This is a genomic window from Bradyrhizobium sp. dw_411 (genome assembly GCF_018449695.1).
Lineage (GTDB): Bacteria > Pseudomonadota > Alphaproteobacteria > Rhizobiales > Xanthobacteraceae > Bradyrhizobium.
Window position 1 is genome coordinate 16726 of the sequence record NZ_JAAVUY010000026.1, and the last position, 14774, is coordinate 31499.

At 61.8% G+C, this 14774-nt stretch carries 13 protein-coding genes; 5 read left to right on the forward strand and 8 right to left on the reverse strand.

The genetic code is table 11. From position 1 onward, the window contains the following. Window positions 1-273: 273 nt before the first annotated feature. The 5 genes from HB676_RS30905 to gmk all read left to right on the forward strand — a co-directional run bounded on the left by HB676_RS30905 (window position 274) and on the right by gmk (window position 4912). Window positions 274-513 carry an acyl carrier protein gene (locus HB676_RS30905; protein ID WP_006610957.1) on the forward strand — a complete coding sequence of 80 codons (240 nt, stop codon included), beginning with the start codon at window positions 274-276 and terminating at the stop codon, window positions 511-513. A gap of 97 nt (window positions 514-610) precedes the next feature. Then, window positions 611-1876, forward strand: coding sequence for a beta-ketoacyl-ACP synthase II (gene fabF / locus HB676_RS30910; RefSeq protein WP_213742286.1), 1266 nt, complete (start codon window positions 611-613; stop codon window positions 1874-1876). A 125-nt stretch (window positions 1877-2001) separates the two neighbouring features. After that, the gene (mltG, locus tag HB676_RS30915) at window positions 2002-3264 is read left to right on the forward strand and encodes an endolytic transglycosylase MltG (protein ID WP_213742287.1); all 1263 of its coding nucleotides are present in this window, start codon (window positions 2002-2004) and stop codon (window positions 3262-3264) included. A gap of 97 nt (window positions 3265-3361) precedes the next feature. Next, on the forward strand, window positions 3362-4249 hold the full coding sequence (locus HB676_RS30920; RefSeq protein ID WP_213742288.1) for a YicC/YloC family endoribonuclease: 888 nt from the start codon (window positions 3362-3364) through the stop codon (window positions 4247-4249). 3 nt (window positions 4250-4252) lie between these two features. Next, on the forward strand, window positions 4253-4912 hold the full coding sequence (gmk, locus tag HB676_RS30925; RefSeq protein ID WP_213742289.1) for a guanylate kinase: 660 nt from the start codon (window positions 4253-4255) through the stop codon (window positions 4910-4912). A 21-nt stretch (window positions 4913-4933) separates the two neighbouring features. Here the strand turns inward: gmk and HB676_RS30930 are convergent, their stop codons facing one another. The 8 genes from HB676_RS30930 to lptF all read right to left on the reverse strand — a co-directional run bounded on the left by HB676_RS30930 (window position 4934) and on the right by lptF (window position 14745). Next, the gene (locus HB676_RS30930) at window positions 4934-5833 is read right to left on the reverse strand and encodes a hypothetical protein (protein ID WP_213742290.1); all 900 of its coding nucleotides are present in this window, start codon (window positions 5831-5833) and stop codon (window positions 4934-4936) included. Window positions 5834-6028: 195 nt separating this feature from the next. After that, window positions 6029-7087: an alcohol dehydrogenase gene (locus tag HB676_RS30935; protein WP_213742291.1), complete on the reverse strand. Its 1059-nt coding sequence runs from the start codon at window positions 7085-7087 to the stop codon at window positions 6029-6031. 11 nt (window positions 7088-7098) lie between these two features. Next, the gene (gene rsmA, locus HB676_RS30940; RefSeq protein ID WP_213742292.1) at window positions 7099-7965 is read right to left on the reverse strand and encodes a 16S rRNA (adenine(1518)-N(6)/adenine(1519)-N(6))-dimethyltransferase RsmA; all 867 of its coding nucleotides are present in this window, start codon (window positions 7963-7965) and stop codon (window positions 7099-7101) included. After that, on the reverse strand, window positions 7962-8966 hold the full coding sequence (gene pdxA, locus HB676_RS30945; protein ID WP_213742293.1) for a 4-hydroxythreonine-4-phosphate dehydrogenase PdxA: 1005 nt from the start codon (window positions 8964-8966) through the stop codon (window positions 7962-7964). The genes rsmA and pdxA overlap by 4 nt, the downstream gene beginning before the upstream one ends. Window positions 8967-8969: 3 nt before the next feature. Next, window positions 8970-9911 (reverse strand): SurA N-terminal domain-containing protein, encoded by a 942-nt coding sequence (locus tag HB676_RS30950; protein WP_213742294.1) that lies wholly within the window; start codon window positions 9909-9911, stop codon window positions 8970-8972. Between the two features lie 69 nt (window positions 9912-9980). Next, window positions 9981-12344, reverse strand: a complete 2364-nt coding sequence (locus HB676_RS30955) for an LPS-assembly protein LptD (RefSeq protein WP_213742345.1) — start codon at window positions 12342-12344, stop codon at window positions 9981-9983. Between the two features lie 137 nt (window positions 12345-12481). Then, window positions 12482-13579: an LPS export ABC transporter permease LptG gene (gene lptG, locus HB676_RS30960; RefSeq protein WP_213742295.1), complete on the reverse strand. Its 1098-nt coding sequence runs from the start codon at window positions 13577-13579 to the stop codon at window positions 12482-12484. Next, on the reverse strand, window positions 13576-14745 hold the full coding sequence (gene lptF, locus HB676_RS30965) for an LPS export ABC transporter permease LptF (RefSeq protein WP_213742296.1): 1170 nt from the start codon (window positions 14743-14745) through the stop codon (window positions 13576-13578). Before lptF ends, lptG begins: the two co-directional genes overlap by 4 nt. Window positions 14746-14774 lie beyond the last annotated feature (29 nt).

Genomic DNA, 14774 nt, shown 5'->3' on the forward strand with positions numbered 1-14774 from the left:
GCGGCCGGCCGGGGCTTATAGTCAAGGCTTGGGAAGTATGATAACCGAACCACCGGCGGATGGGCAAAGAACACCATTGCAGGAGAGTGAAACCCTGTATATTGGCGATGCGGAGCCTGCCGTCGCTCGCCGGGTCTGCGTCGGCCATGACGCGGGTCAAACAAGAGACGGGGCCGAATTCAAGACTATGCGCGATTGCGAAGGAAGTTTAACGACCACGATGGCTCGTACATCTTGGGGTCGGATCCAATGGAACAAGCACGAGGTTGAACGATGAGTGAGATTGGCGAGCGAGTTAAGAAGATCGTGGTCGAACACCTTGGTGTTGAACCCGAAAAAGTGGTCGACAACGCAAGCTTCATTGACGACCTCGGCGCCGACAGCCTCGATACCGTCGAGCTCGTGATGGCGTTTGAAGAAGAGTTCGGCTGTGAAATTCCCGACGATGCTGCGGAAACGATTTTGACCGTCGGCGACGCGACAAAATTTCTCGAAAAGAACGCGAAAAGCTGACGCCCCCGGGCGGTACTGACAAAGCCGGACGGGCCGTGGTCACGCGGTCCACCGGTTTATTGTTGTGGGCCGCGAATCGAGGGCTGGAGTGATGGATATGAGACGCGTGGTCGTCACGGGCCTCGGCATGGTGTCGCCACTCGGCTGTGGCGTCGAACCGACATGGAAGCGCATCCTCAACAGCGAGAGCGGCGCCAAGAAGATCGACACCTTCGACGTCTCGGATCTGACCAGCCAGATCGCCTGCGTGATTCCCCGCGGCGACGGCACCGGTGGCACCTTCGATCCCAACCAGTGGATGGAGCCGAAGGACCAGCGCAAGGTCGACGATTTCATCGTCTTCGCGATGTGCGCGGCGCGCCAGGCGCTCGACGATGCCAATTGGCATCCGGCCACCGAGGAAGATCAATGTGCCACCGGCACCATGATCGGTTCGGGGATCGGCGGTCTGTCCGGCATTGCCGATACCGCGCTGCTTCTGAAGGAGCGCGGCCCCCGCAAGGTGTCGCCATTCTTCATTCCCGGCCGCCTGATCAATCTCGCCTCGGGCTATGTGTCGATCGAGCACGGCCTCAAGGGTCCCAACCATGCGGTGGTGACCGCGTGTTCGACCGGCGCGCATGCGATCGGCGACGCTAGCCGGCTGATTGCGCTCGGCGATGCCGATGTGATGGTCGCGGGTGGAACCGAATCACCGATCTGCCGGCTGTCGATGGCAGGCTTTTGCGCGTCGCGCGCATTGTCGACGAACTTCAACGAAACCCCGGAAAAAGCCTCGCGTCCGTACGACAGGGATCGCGACGGTTTTGTGATGGGAGAGGGCGCCGGCATCGTGGTGCTTGAGGAATACGAGCACGCCAAAAACCGCGGCGCGAAAATCTATGCGGAAGTGATCGGCTACGGATTATCCGGCGATGCCTATCACATTACGTCGCCGTCGCCGAATGGCGATGGCGCCTTCCGCAGCATGAGCGCCGCGATGAAGCGCGCCGGAATTACCTCTTCCGATATCGATTATATCAACGCGCACGGAACCTCGACGCAGGTCGGTGACGAAATCGAACTCGGCGCGGTGGAGCGGCTATTGGGCAATGCCGCTTCCAGGGTTTCGATGTCGTCGACAAAATCGTCCACCGGGCATCTGCTCGGGGCTGCGGGCGCGATCGAGGCGATCTTCAGCATCCTGGCGATTCGCGACAATATCGCGCCGCCGACCATCAATCTGGAAAACCCGTCGGTGCAAACGGCGATCGATCTCGTGCCGCAAACAGCGCGCAAGCGTGAAATCAACGTCGCACTATCGAATTCATTTGGCTTCGGCGGTACCAACGCATCCGTGATCATGCAGCGCGTGGTCAACTGACGCGCTTATCAAGAAGAGTCCACCGTTTCGCCGCATTCGGTGATAAATCCTAGATGTGGGTGGAGACGACCGGCCGATGCGAGAGTTTTGGCCGCGATTGAACCGACAGGATTCAGGTTGCATCGATGAGTGAACGGCCACCCATTTCGCCCCGGAGCCCGCGTGCCGCGCTGGAGCCCGAGCAGGTTCCGCCGCCGCCAAAGCGGTCCGAGCGCGCCCGCAATCCATTTGTCATCGTCGGCAATGCCATCATCACCATCGTACTGGTTCTGATGCTCGGCGGCGGCGGCGCCTACATTTACGGCAAGCAGAAAATCGAGGCGCCGGGTCCGCTGCCGGAAGACAAGGTCGTGAATATTCCGGCGCGCGCGGGCATGACCGATATTGCCGATATCCTGCAGCGTGAAGGCGTGATCGACAATAATCGCTGGGCCTTCATCGGCAGTGTGTTCGCGCTCAAGGCCCGTTCCGAACTCAAGCCCGGCGAATATTCGTTTCAGAAGAACGCCAGCCTGCGCGACGTCATCGGCACCATCGTTGAAGGCAAGGTGGTTCAGCACGCCGTCACGATTCCCGAAGGCCTCACCTCCGAACAGATCGTGGCCCGGCTTTCCGACAATGATATTTTTGCCGGTTCGGTCCGCGAGATTCCGCGCGAAGGCACGCTGCTGCCGGAAACCTATAAATTCCCGCGCGGCACCACGCGCGACCAGGTGATCGCCCGCATGCAGCAGGCGCAGAAACGCGTGCTGGCGGAAATCTGGGAACGCCGCAATCCGGAGATTCCGATCAAGTCACCCGAGCAATTGGTGACGCTGGCCTCGATCGTCGAAAAGGAAACCGGCAAGGCCGATGAACGCAGCCGCGTGGCTGCGGTATTCGTCAATCGCCTAAGGCAAAAAATAAAGCTGCAGTCCGATCCGACCATCATTTACGGGCTGGTCGGCGGCAAGGGCACGCTGGGACGGCCGATCAAGCGCAGCGAAATCCAGCAGCCGTCGCCTTACAATACCTATGTGGTCGACGGGCTTCCGCCCGGGCCGATCGCCAATCCCGGACGCGCCTCGCTGGAAGCAGCGGCCAATCCCGCGCGCACCCGCGATCTGTTCTTTGTCGCGGACGGTACCGGCGGTCATGCTTTCAGCGACACATACGACGTGCATGCGAAAAACGTAGCCAAATTGCGGACCATGGAAAAGCAGATCCAGAACGACACGGTCGAACCGGCGGATGATCCCGCGCCTGCAGCCGCGGCCAATACGCCGGCCGACACCAGTTCGACGGCCACGACGGCAAAGCCGCCGGCCGCCGCGAAAAAGCGCAGCGCCTCACCGCCCCGGCAGGGCGCCGCCCAATCGACGCCGACGCCCCCGGTGGTTCAGCAATAGCAAATGCGGTATCCACTTTTACGCAAGACGCGCTAAGCTCGCGCCGTTGTTAGTTTGGCGAATCTCACGCCGTACCCTTTCCGGAGAATTTCACGCGATGGCACTGTCGAGCATGACCGGCTTTGCCCGAAGCCACGGCGCCAGCGGCCCGTACACGTTCGAATGGGAATTGAAGTCGGTCAACGCCAAGGGCTTTGACCTGCGCATGCGGTTACCGCCGGGATGGGACGATCTCGAGGCCTTGGCCAAGAAACGCGCCGGCGAAGTGCTGTCGCGCGGCACGGTCTACGCCAATTTGAACGTCAAGCGCGCCAACGCGCTCTCTACCATTCGTATCAACGAGGATGTACTGGCGTCGATCGTCAGGGTTGCCGGCGTGCTCGCCGGCAAGATCGACGCGGTGGCGCCGAGCATCGATGGGCTGTTGTCGATCAAGGGTGTGATCGAGGTGGTCGAGCCGGAGAGCGATGAGGCCGAAGACAAGGCGGCCAAGGCTGCTGCGGCGACGGCGTTCGAAGCGGCGCTCGTTAATCTTGTCGAAATGCGCCGGCGCGAAGGCATCGCCCTCGGACAGATCCTCGCGCAGCGGATGGACGAGATCGAGAAGCTCGCGAAAAAGGCCGAGGCGGCGCCCGGCCGCAAGCCCGATGCAATCAGGGCACGGCTGGCCGAGCAGATTGCCGCCTTGCTTGAATCGTCGGATCGGTTCGATCCCGACCGGCTCAATCAGGAAGCGATCATGATCGCGACCAAGGCCGATATCCGCGAAGAGCTCGACCGCATCGTCTCCCATATCGCGCAGGCCCGCGAGATGATCGGCAAGGGCGGACCGGTCGGACGGCGGCTGGATTTCCTGGCGCAGGAATTCAACCGCGAGGTCAATACCTGCTGCTCCAAGTCGAACGATATCGAATTGACCAATACCGGACTTGAAATGAAGAACGTGGTGGAGCAATTCCGCGAACAGGTTCAGAATCTGGAGTGACGCATGGCGGCGGGCGGTCACGGTTTCGATGGAGTTGAGCGGCGCGGACTGATGTTCGTTTTGTCGTCGCCATCGGGGGCGGGAAAGACCACGTTGTCGCGGCTGTTGATTGAGCGGATGACCGGCCTGAAGATGTCGGTTTCGGCGACGACACGGCCGATGCGGCCCGGCGAAGTCGATGGTCGAGATTATTTCTTCATCGATAAGTCCCGCTTCGAACAAATGGTAAAGGGCGGCGAGTTGCTCGAATGGGCCACCGTGTTCGACAATCGCTACGGTACCCCGCGGGCGCCGGTCGAAGCCGCGCTGGCAGCGGGGCAGGATGTACTGTTCGATATCGACTGGCAGGGCACCCAGCAATTACGGGAAAAAGCCCGGGCCGATGTCGTCAGCGTATTTATCCTGCCGCCGTCGGCTGGCGATCTGGAAAAGCGGCTCCATACCCGCGCGCAGGACAGTGACGCTGTCATTCGCGGGCGTATGAGCCGCGCGACCCATGAATTGAGCCATTGGGCGGAATACGATTACATCGTCATCAATCATGACGTCGATGATGCCTTCGCCGAGGTGCAATCGATCCTGAAAGCCGAACGGCTCAAGCGCGAACGCCGCACCGGTTTGACGACCTTCGTGCGCGAGTTGCAGCGGCAACTGGAAAAATAGCAAACGTTGGCCTGCTCTGCGTTACGTCGGCGTTCGCCTCGATATCTGCGCGAAAAATTCCGTAGCCCTGTCGCCTCGGTTGAAACCGCGAGCAAAGCGGTTCGGTTCAGGATAACGCGACAGCACGATGCGATCGTCGTCGGTCGATTCCCAGACATGTCCGCGCCGGTTGCTGATCTCGCTGGGCAGCAGCCGTGGCGACCGGCCGAATTTGAACATCATCGTTCCGATGAAGCCGACCAGCGCCAGCACACCAGCCAGCGCGGCCAACTGCAACGGCAGCAAATAAAGCGGGGTTGCCGACGACACATCTGCCGTTACGAACGGGCCGGCCGCAAGGACGGATGTCGGCTCGCTTTGTGAAGCTGAGGTCACGCTGGCGCCGGGATCGCGCCTGACTGGGGATGGAGCGGCCTCGGGAGCCGAACTGTACGGATCCGGCCATCGGGTAGCGACCACCGATCTCTGCATCAAGATCCCGGGCGTGAGAGCGCCTGACGCTGTCGCGTTGCCATTATCTTCCGGGCGAACGGCATCGGCCGATGATGCCGGAACGATGCCGCCGGCGCGGCTCGCCGGTTCGCTGCGGGTCTGCGCAGGCAATTCAGCGTGGGCATTCGCGACCGATTGCTGCATGGCGGCTTCGGCGTCCTGCGGAGGTGGCGGCTTCGTTAAGGTAGGAGAGTTGGCGGCTGCGGTTTGTGAACGCGGCGTGCGCTGGTCGGCAAGATACCAGCAATGACGCTTGGTGGAGCGCTCGACGCGGTAGTACCAGTGTGCGCCTTGCGGCGCTTGCCCCTTGGGACCGGCGAAACAATCATCGGCCGCTCCTGGCGCGCTGTGCGACACGGTTGTCAGGGGCGCGCTTGCGAGCAAGCTCGCAAAGATGGCTGACACGAATTTCGCGGTTCGGCTCGGCATGGGTATCTCCGGTGATGATACGGGACACTTCGCATGCTAAATCTCGGCAAAAACTTGGGTCGTAATACGCCCCAATTTCGGACACCATGGGGCTAAATTCGGGCCTGCCTTGACCGTTCCAAGGCCGTTTCGGCCCAGACGGCGGCTGATTGGAGCCGCCGTTTCGCTACCGGTGGGGTAGCCGGACGCGCTGCGTCAGTTTTTCAGCACGATGCGCCCGACGACCTTTCCGGCCCGCAATTCGTCGATCCATTTCTGGACCTCGCCCATCGGCTCCTCTTTCATGGGCGTCGGCTTGATCTTGCCAGCCCGCGCCAGCGCCATGAGTTCGTGCGCCTCGGCGAGCGTTCCCACCATGAACCCCTCGATGGTCATGCGCTTGTAAATCCACTGCACCATCGGCAGGCTGAAATTACCGCCCATCAGCCCGGAGACCACGACCTTGCCGCCGCGCGCGAGAACGGCAACGGCAAACGCCATCGACTTCTCGTTGCCGGCAAAATCGACAACCTCGTCAAACCCGCCTTCGGTCTCCTTGATGATGCGTTTGACCACATCGGCTTCAGAGGGATCGTAGGCCACCGCAGCGCCGTTCTGCAGCGCTGTCTCGCGTGCGGCGGAGCTCAAATCCGCCACCGCGATATTCTGCGTGAACATGGCCTTGGCGAAAGACAATCCCATCATGCCGACGCCGCCAAGGCCGATCAGCAGCAGATTGCGTTGCCGCGGCCGGTCGACCAGTCGCTTCAGCGCGCCATAGGCGGTGACGCCGGAACACATCAGGGTTGCCGCCTGATTGACCGGCAGCGAGCCGTAATCCAGCAAGTATTTTGCATCGGGCACCAGCACATGGCTGGCGAAACCGCCGTCGATCGCGACGCCGAGAAAGCGTTGTTTGGCGCAGAGGTTTTCGTCGCCGTTGAGACAATCGCGGCATTGGCCGCAGCCGATCCAGGGGAATACGGCCTTCTTCGCGCCGATCAGATCCGCGGAAACATCGGGGCCGACTTCCTCGACGATCCCGGCGATCTCGTGCCCCAGGGTGAAAGGCAACGTCATGCCGCGCGTGGTATCGAGCTTCTTGCCGCCGCCGAGGTCGGCATAGCCGTCCTGGATATGCAGGTCGGAATGACACAGCCCGCAGCGCTCGATCCGGACCAGGACCTCTTTGCCTTGCGGCTTCGGCGTCTCGACGATGGTTTCGCACAACGGCGCATCGAATTTGACCAGGGATTGGCGACGCATCAGCGACATGGCATCTCTCCTCAGGGCGTATCCGATTTTATGTTGCGTATATTGGTCAATTCACGGGCCATCGCAACAAAGCCGCTGACCGGTACGGTTTCGGCGCGTCGCGTCACATCGACATCGGCCGCGGCGGCCAATCGGGCCGGATCCACCGCCAGCGATTTGAGACTTTGCCGCAGCATTTTCCGTCGCTGGCCGAAGGCCGCGGCTGCGACCTGCTCCAGCGCCCGGCGATCGCACGGCTCCGGCGCGAGGCGGGGCACCAGCCGCACCACGGAGGAGGTGACCTTGGGCTGCGGCACGAAGGCGGCCGGCGAAATATCGAACAGGATTTTTGTCTCCGCGCGCCAGTTCGCGAGCACACCGAGGCGCCCATAGGCCTCGTCGTTCTCGCGCGCGACGATGCGTTCGGCGACTTCGCGCTGAAACATCAGCACCATCATGTCGTACCAGGGCGGCCATGGTTCGATCGACAGCCAGTCGATCAACAGTGCGGTCGCGATGTTGTAAGGCAGGTTGGCGACGATTTTCGCCCGCGCGCCGCCGAGCAGCGGCCGGGGATCGAAATGCTGCGCGTCGGCGCAAATGATCTCCAGCCGTCCCGGATATCGCCGTGAAATGTCCTGCAGTGCGCCCAGCGCGCGCTCGTCGCGTTCGATTGCGATCACGCGCCGTGCGCCCAACGCCAGCAACGCGCGGGTCAGTCCGCCGGGGCCGGGGCCGATCTCGATAACCACGGCATCTTCAAGAGGTCCCGCGGCGCGCGCGATCCGGGCGGTAAGGTTGAGATCGAGCAGGAAGTTCTGGCCGAGTGATTTGCGGGCCGACAGGGCATGCTGGCGAATGACCTCGCGTAGCGGCGGAAGGTCATCGATCGTGCTCATGCCGGCTGCGTCTGCGCCATACGGGCGGCCAGCCGCAACGCCGCGATCAGGCTCGACGGATCGGCCCTTCCGGTTCCGGCGATGTCGAAGGCGGTGCCGTGATCCGGCGATGTTCGGATAAACGGCAGGCCGAGCGTCACATTGACCGCGTCCTCGAACGCCAGCGTCTTGACCGGGATCAGCGCCTGATCGTGATACATGCAGATCGCGCAATCATAGGTCTTGCGCGCAGCCTCGTGGAACATGGTGTCCGCCGGCAGCGGCCCCCTGATCTCGACGCCTTCGCGGCGCAGGATCTCGATCGCGGGTGCCACGATGGTCTTGTCCTCGGTGCCGAGCGATCCGTCCTCGCCGGCGTGCGGGTTGAGGCCGGATATCGCGAGGCGCGGGTTGGCGAGACCGAAACGGGTTTTCAAGGCTGCGACCACGATGCGGGCCGTCGTCACGATCAAATCGCTCGACAATTGTGCGATCGCGTCGCGCAGCGAAAGATGGATGGTCACGGGCACCACGACGAGGGCAGGCGACCACAGCATCATGACGGGTTGCGGCGTGTGGCCGTTGGTTGCCGCGAGTTCGGCGAGATATTCGGTATGACCGGGATGCCGGAAACCGGCGCGATAGAGCACGCTCTTGGCGATCGGATTGGTGACCACCGCGCTCGCCTGTCCGGCGATGACGTCGCCGACCGCCTGGCGTATTGAAGCCATGGCTGCGACGGCGCTGGTGTCGTCGGGGTGGCCCGGCCGGGCCGTGGCGCTATGGCCGGTGGCCACGACCGGCAACGCTTCGGCGAACGCGCCAGGGGCTTCCCCGGCGCTGACCTCGGCGAGTTCGAGCTTTAGTCCGAGCGCCTTTGCCCGGTTACTGACGGAAGAGCGGTCGCCGAGCAGATAGAAGGCCGGAAGTTTCAGCTCCTTGCGGCGCAGCCACGCCTCGATGGTGATGTCGAGCCCGATACCCGCGGGTTCGCCTGTCGTCAGCGCGAGGGGCTTTGCCATACGTCAACGGTATTCGATCATCGAAGCTCTGCGGCACTCCGCCAGATACGCCTTCGACTTTGCTTCGAATTTATCGGCGAACATCTTGTCGCGAATCTCTTTCTTTTTCGGCGTATCGACCTTGGTCGGATTTCTGCTGCACAGCGCAACCATCTCCACGCCCTGTTTGGTCACCTCGGGCGGGGTCAAATGACCGATCGGCGTGCCGTCCAGCACTTCGCGCAGCGACGGCGGGATGTCGGCCGAGGTCTTGGTCACCGCATCGCGGATCGCGGCATTCTGCATCGACTTGAAGAGGGCGTTCGCCTCGTCGCACGTCTGTATCCGGGTGCGCAGGGCTTCGGCCTCCTTGCGTCGGCCATCCATGGTGGCGGCATCGGATCCGCGCGGGACGATCAGAACGATCGGCTGCATCTTGTATTCGAAACCGTTGGCTTCCGGTTTCTCCTCGCCTTTGTCTTCGGACTTGGTCTTCTCTTCCACGTCCTTTTCGCTGACCTGAAGGCTTTCCTTGTAGCGGCCGCGGACGAGGTTGGTCCAAACCATCTCGACCTTCATGCGGGCCTTCAGGGTGTCGGCCCGAATACCTTGGCTTTCCAGGGATTTCGTCAATTGATCCGCCGAAATCCGCATCCGTGCGCTCATCGCAGCATAGCTCTGCTCGACATCCGCAGATGAAGGCTCGATGCCAAATTTCTTGCCTTCCTTGAGTTTTACCTTTTCGTCGATCAGTTCGTTAATCACCTGCTGCCGATCCGCCGGCTTGTGGGTGCTCAAGGTGATCAGCTTGCCGCGCTGTTCAATGTCGTAATTGGTGATGGGTTCGCCGTTGACCATCACGGCGACGGTTTGTGCGCGCGCCGGCGACCCGCTCCCGATCAGGATCAGGGCCGTGGCGCAACCCAGGATGACGGCTGCAAGCCGGTCAGAGAATGTGGTCGTCATGATCATATGAACCGATGTTAACCGACCTAATTCGGTTGGAATGCGTCCACCGGGACGCGTGCCCGGTGCCTAGTTCGTCGTCGTCGTCGTACTGGCAAGAGTCCGCAGGCCCACCTGCAGCATGAAAGCATGGCCAAGTATGGGCGGTGACGTTGCCGTGGCATAGGAATAGGATGTGACATAGTTGGCGGCGAGCACGAAGCAGTCGTCCACATAGCCTGCGCCGACCACATATTGATTGACCTGGTTGGCGACAAGATCCCATCGCACGGCGCCGGTCGCCACCCAGTTCGTGGCGACCTTGACCGATCCGGTGACAAGAATGCCTTCGCGGCGCACCAGATAGCCGAGGTCCGGCTGGGCGGCATAGTCGCCATACATCACGCCGATCGACCAGCGGTCGAACACGGCGCGGCCCTCAGCCTCGAATCGCTGGACCTCTCCGGTCGCTTGGTCGAGGCGCGCGCGTGTGCTGAACGTATAGGTCCGGTTGGGCGAGTAGTTGAGGCTCGCGACATAATCCGATTTCGGGGTCTGCAGGCCGGAATCAACCGCGGTGTTGGTCACATCCGCCACCGCAAACGAGTTCATGCCGAATAGCTGATAGGATTGCCCGAACATCGCGGTGACCGAGCCGCCGCGATCGAATTGCGTGGTGACCTGCGCGCCGACATTGGCGCGGCCGCCGCCTTCCTCGCGGTCATAGCCGGAGAACTTGTCGACCGCGAACAGGTTGCTGGTGTCGAAGGTCATGCTCTGCGAATCCTCGTTGGGCAATTTGCCCGCATAGGTTTCGTTGGGACGAATGATGACTTGGGCGATCGGCTCGATCGTCGTGGTGCCCCATGGCTGCACGTTGATGAAGGGGTAGCGATATTCGAGGCCGACCGTGGGCATCACACGCAGCGCGTTGGTGTTGCCGACCGGCAGATAGTTCGAAACACCCGGCTGGTTCGAGATATCGGCGTTGATCGCATCGGCCCGGACGCTGGCAAACGGCGTCCAGATTTCGCCCGCCGAGTCCGTGAAGGAGCGACGCCAGTCCACCTCGGCCGTCGCCCTTGTATAGGTGCCGGGCATGCCGCGCAGCAGGCAGTTGGCCGGCACGATGTTTCTGGCGGTATCGGCGGAAGTTGTCGACGCGCAGGTCCCGGCATTGGCGGCCGCGGTGTTGACCGGATCGAACACCGCGGTCTCGCGGGTCAGGTTGGTGAAGTTGGTCTTGTAGCTGAGCTCGCCGCCGAACACCGAATGGTTGATCACGTTGGAATAGTCGATCACCGGTGCCACGACCGGCACCTGGGACTGGTTACCCGACAGGCTGAGATAATAGATCGCGCGGGCGTCGAAGTAACTGCGATTGCCGACGCCGGTCAGATAGACCTGCGAGACCGCTTCGGTCGGCAGCGTCAGGAACGATTGCAGCGGGTCCTTGTACTGGGCCAGCCGGTAGTCCTGCAGCAGCATGTAGTCGGTGAGGGCGATGCCTTCCCAGCCCCAGACCCATTTATCGTTCAGCGCAAATTCGCCCTTGGTCTCGACGCCGCCGCGGAACTGACGGTCGCCGGGCTGGCCGGCGAAGGCGTCGGGGGACAGCTGGTCGATGCCGTAAGCGCGGATTTGATAGGAGCCGTCCAGCAGCCGTTCGCGGAACTCGGCCTGCATGAACACGCCCTGCTTGCTGGTGATGCGCGGCGTGAAGGTCGCATCATAGTCAGGCGCAATCGCCCAGTAGAACGGGATGTCGACGCCGTAGCCGTAACCCGCAGCTTCGTTGAAGCCCGGCATCAGGAAGCCCGACTTGCGTTTGACGGTGGGATCGGGCGTTGAAAAATACGGCAGATACGCCATCGGAACGCCGAAGAACTCGAGCTGCGCGTTCTCGAAATACAACATCTTGTCGATCTGGTCGTGAATGATGCGCATTCCCTTGACCTGCCACAGCGGCGGTTTCTTCGGGTCGTCCCGGCAGGGCTCGCAGGCGGTGTAGACGCCGTTCTCGAACACGGTGTAGTTGCCGCTGGTGCGGTCGGCGCGGGTCGCAGCCATCCTGGTATGGTCGGCGGTATCGACCCGCAGCGAATCGACGAAGCCATCGCGGTAGTCGTCGCTCAAATCCAAGATGTTGGCGTAGGTGATCTTGCCGTCCGCATCGGTCATGCGGATGTTGCCTTCCGCATGCAGCCGCTTGGTCTTCTGATCGTAGATGACCTTGTCGGCCTCGACGCTGGTGCCGTTGTAGAACATCTGCACGTTGCCGACCGCCGACACCCGCGAATTATTATAGTCGTAATCGACCTCGGTTGCCTGGACCAGCATCTGGCCGTCGCTGGAAGTCTTGGGCGGTTTCGGCCGGGGAGGGATCGGATTGAAGGTGAAGCTCTGCGCGAAGGCGGGGGAGACGGCCAAAATGCCGGACACACCGGGAACCATGATGCCCAGAATCAGGAAGCCCAGAATCAGCGCAAAAACCTGTCCGGCGGCGGCAGCCAAGCGGGTACCATAGCGGCGCACATCGGCGCGCCGCTGGAACGCAGGCAAGCGTCTCGGGAGGGCGGCTACAACTGCCACTACCCGTCCTCCTGGTACAACAAGGCCAAAAAGCCGGTGAGGCCGCCCACGCACACGGGCAGCCACGCCGAAGCGATCGGATGCATCAACTCAGCCTTGCTCAAATCCTCAGTTACTTTCTGCAGCACGTAGAGCAGAAAGCCCGCACCCACGCCACTTAAAACCATCTTTTGCACGCCGCCGAAACGGAAGAAGCGCAGGCTGACAGCCGCTGCCAGCATGACCATTGCAGCCAGCAAAAACGGCTGTGCCAGCAGCTTGTGATACTGCAGCCGGTACCCGGCGGTCGCGAATCCCGAACTTTCAGACGAGCGGATGTAGCCGGGTAGTTGCCAAAAAGACACAGTTTCAGGGGTCGAGAAACTGTTGCGAACCTGAGCCGGTGTCAGGCTGGTAGCGAGGGTGAAGCTGTCCTGATCGACTGGCGGTCCGTCGAGGGAATAACGCCGCACGGATTTGAACAACCAGCGGCCCTCTTCAAGCGTCGCCTCCTGCGCTTCGATTCGTTCCTTGAACTGGGAGTCGTTGTCGAATCGGAACACCGTCAGCCCGGTCAGCCGCGCACCCTGCTGCTCGCTGCGGGCGGCGTTGATGATGGCCTGGCCCTCGCTGTTGATCTGGTTGATCCAGAATCCGGCCGCGTCCTGGATGCCGCCGCCGGGCGCCGAGCCGAACAGTTGCGCTTCCATCCGCTTGGAGATTTCGCGCAGATTGGCCGACATCGGATTATAGGCGACCGTTGCCAGGGTCCCGAGCAGGATCGCGCTGGCCAGCGCCGGCGCGATGAATTGCCAGGCGGAAACGCCCGCGGCGCGTGCGACCACCAGTTCCAGCCGCCGCGACAATGCCAGATAGCAGGTCATCGCCCCGATCAGGATGCAGAACGGCATCATTTTTTCGAGCAGTTGCGGCACCCGGAATAGCGACGTTTCCGCGACCGTGATCGCGGAAGCCTCAACCAGACCCGATGTTTTCCTGACCATCTCAATGTAATCGACCAGCACCAGCAGCACGAAGATGCTGGCAAACACCCCGAGCGCCGAGACCACGAAACGGCCGGCGAAATAACGCCCAAGCGTATTGGTTATCATGCTCATGCTGTGGCCGGGCGCCCGACAAGCCGCAGCAGACGTGCATTTGATTTGTTGATCGCCTCGAGCAATCCAGCCGGGGGCTCGATCACAATGCCACCGATGATGATCCAGAAGCTTACGCCGATCGCTGCCGCCAGCATCAGATATTGAACGATCGGCGCGAATGGCGATTTCACGGCCATCACGGAACAGGCGAATCCCGCCATGCGCAGTCCGAACACCGCAAGGATGGCCCCGCCCATGGAAAAATTGCGGCTCTGGCGCGTGGTGCGCGGCGCGCCGAGGAAAGCAAAGGTGAGGGCGGCGAATGCGAACGGATAGATCGGCGACAGGAAGCGATCATGCAGTTCGGCGCGGAATTGTCCGGGTATTTGTCCGTAAACGGGATCGTTGTCCGCGGGCCAGAGCAATTCCCAGAGGTAGCGCTCGCGAATGCCCAGCGCGACATCGTGTCCCTGATTCGAGAATTTCGACATGTCGAATCCATAGCGGGCGAATGCGACCAGCGCCGGATCGCGTTTACCGAGTTCAAAGCGCTCGAGATTTCCGTCCTCGAGAATCAGAAACGAGCCGCTGTCGGTTTTTACGACAGTGCCGTGGTCGGCAACGATACTGACGCGTTCCTTGGGATCGCGGCGGTCATCAATAAAGACGCCGACCAGCAAACCGCCGGGTTGCCGCTCGCGGATACGGATGGTCAGGTTCTGGTCGAGCTGGGCGAAGCGGCCGGGTTGCAGAATGTTGGCGAGCACATCGGCGGTGATTTCGGCGTCCCATTGCTTGAGGCGGCGCATGCCGTCAGGGGCAAGATAGGAGGCGATGAAGGCCACCATGATCGCCACCACGCAGGTGGCATAGAGGAAGGGGCGGAACAGCCGGAACGGCGACAGCCCGGCCGCGTTCATCACGATGATTTCCGAATCGGTCGCGAGCTTGTTGAGGGTGTGCGAAACCGCGATCATCAAGGCGATCGGCGAGATGATCAGGACCAGCGCCGGAATCACCAGGCTGGTGACGCCGAGGAAGGTCAGGATCGTCTGGCCCTGACTGGTCATCAGGTCGATGCCGCGCAACGCCTGCGTAATCCAGATCACGCCCGTCAGGCTGACCAGAACCAGCGCAAACGACGCAAGCGTCGTGCGGAAGATATACTTGTCGATCGACCCCATCGTGACCGTACGATCCCACCTTGCGAGCT

Coding starts and splice junctions, on each gene's coding strand:
- rsmA (WP_213742292.1), bottom strand. CDS start 7,965: ATGAGCACGATCGATGACCTTCCGCCGCTACGCGAGGTCATTCGCCAG.
- HB676_RS30905 (WP_006610957.1), top strand. CDS start 274: ATGAGTGAGATTGGCGAGCGAGTTAAGAAGATCGTGGTCGAACACCTT.
- lptG (WP_213742295.1), bottom strand. CDS start 13,579: ATGAGCATGATAACCAATACGCTTGGGCGTTATTTCGCCGGCCGTTTC.
- lptF (WP_213742296.1), bottom strand. CDS start 14,745: ATGGGGTCGATCGACAAGTATATCTTCCGCACGACGCTTGCGTCGTTT.
- HB676_RS30955 (WP_213742345.1), bottom strand. CDS start 12,344: ATGGTTCCCGGTGTGTCCGGCATTTTGGCCGTCTCCCCCGCCTTCGCG.
- mltG (WP_213742287.1), top strand. CDS start 2,002: ATGAGTGAACGGCCACCCATTTCGCCCCGGAGCCCGCGTGCCGCGCTG.
- HB676_RS30935 (WP_213742291.1), bottom strand. CDS start 7,087: ATGTCGCTGATGCGTCGCCAATCCCTGGTCAAATTCGATGCGCCGTTG.
- pdxA (WP_213742293.1), bottom strand. CDS start 8,966: ATGGCAAAGCCCCTCGCGCTGACGACAGGCGAACCCGCGGGTATCGGG.
- HB676_RS30950 (WP_213742294.1), bottom strand. CDS start 9,911: ATGACGACCACATTCTCTGACCGGCTTGCAGCCGTCATCCTGGGTTGC.
- fabF (WP_213742286.1), top strand. CDS start 611: ATGAGACGCGTGGTCGTCACGGGCCTCGGCATGGTGTCGCCACTCGGC.
- HB676_RS30920 (WP_213742288.1), top strand. CDS start 3,362: ATGGCACTGTCGAGCATGACCGGCTTTGCCCGAAGCCACGGCGCCAGC.
- gmk (WP_213742289.1), top strand. CDS start 4,253: ATGGCGGCGGGCGGTCACGGTTTCGATGGAGTTGAGCGGCGCGGACTG.
- HB676_RS30930 (WP_213742290.1), bottom strand. CDS start 5,833: ATGCCGAGCCGAACCGCGAAATTCGTGTCAGCCATCTTTGCGAGCTTG.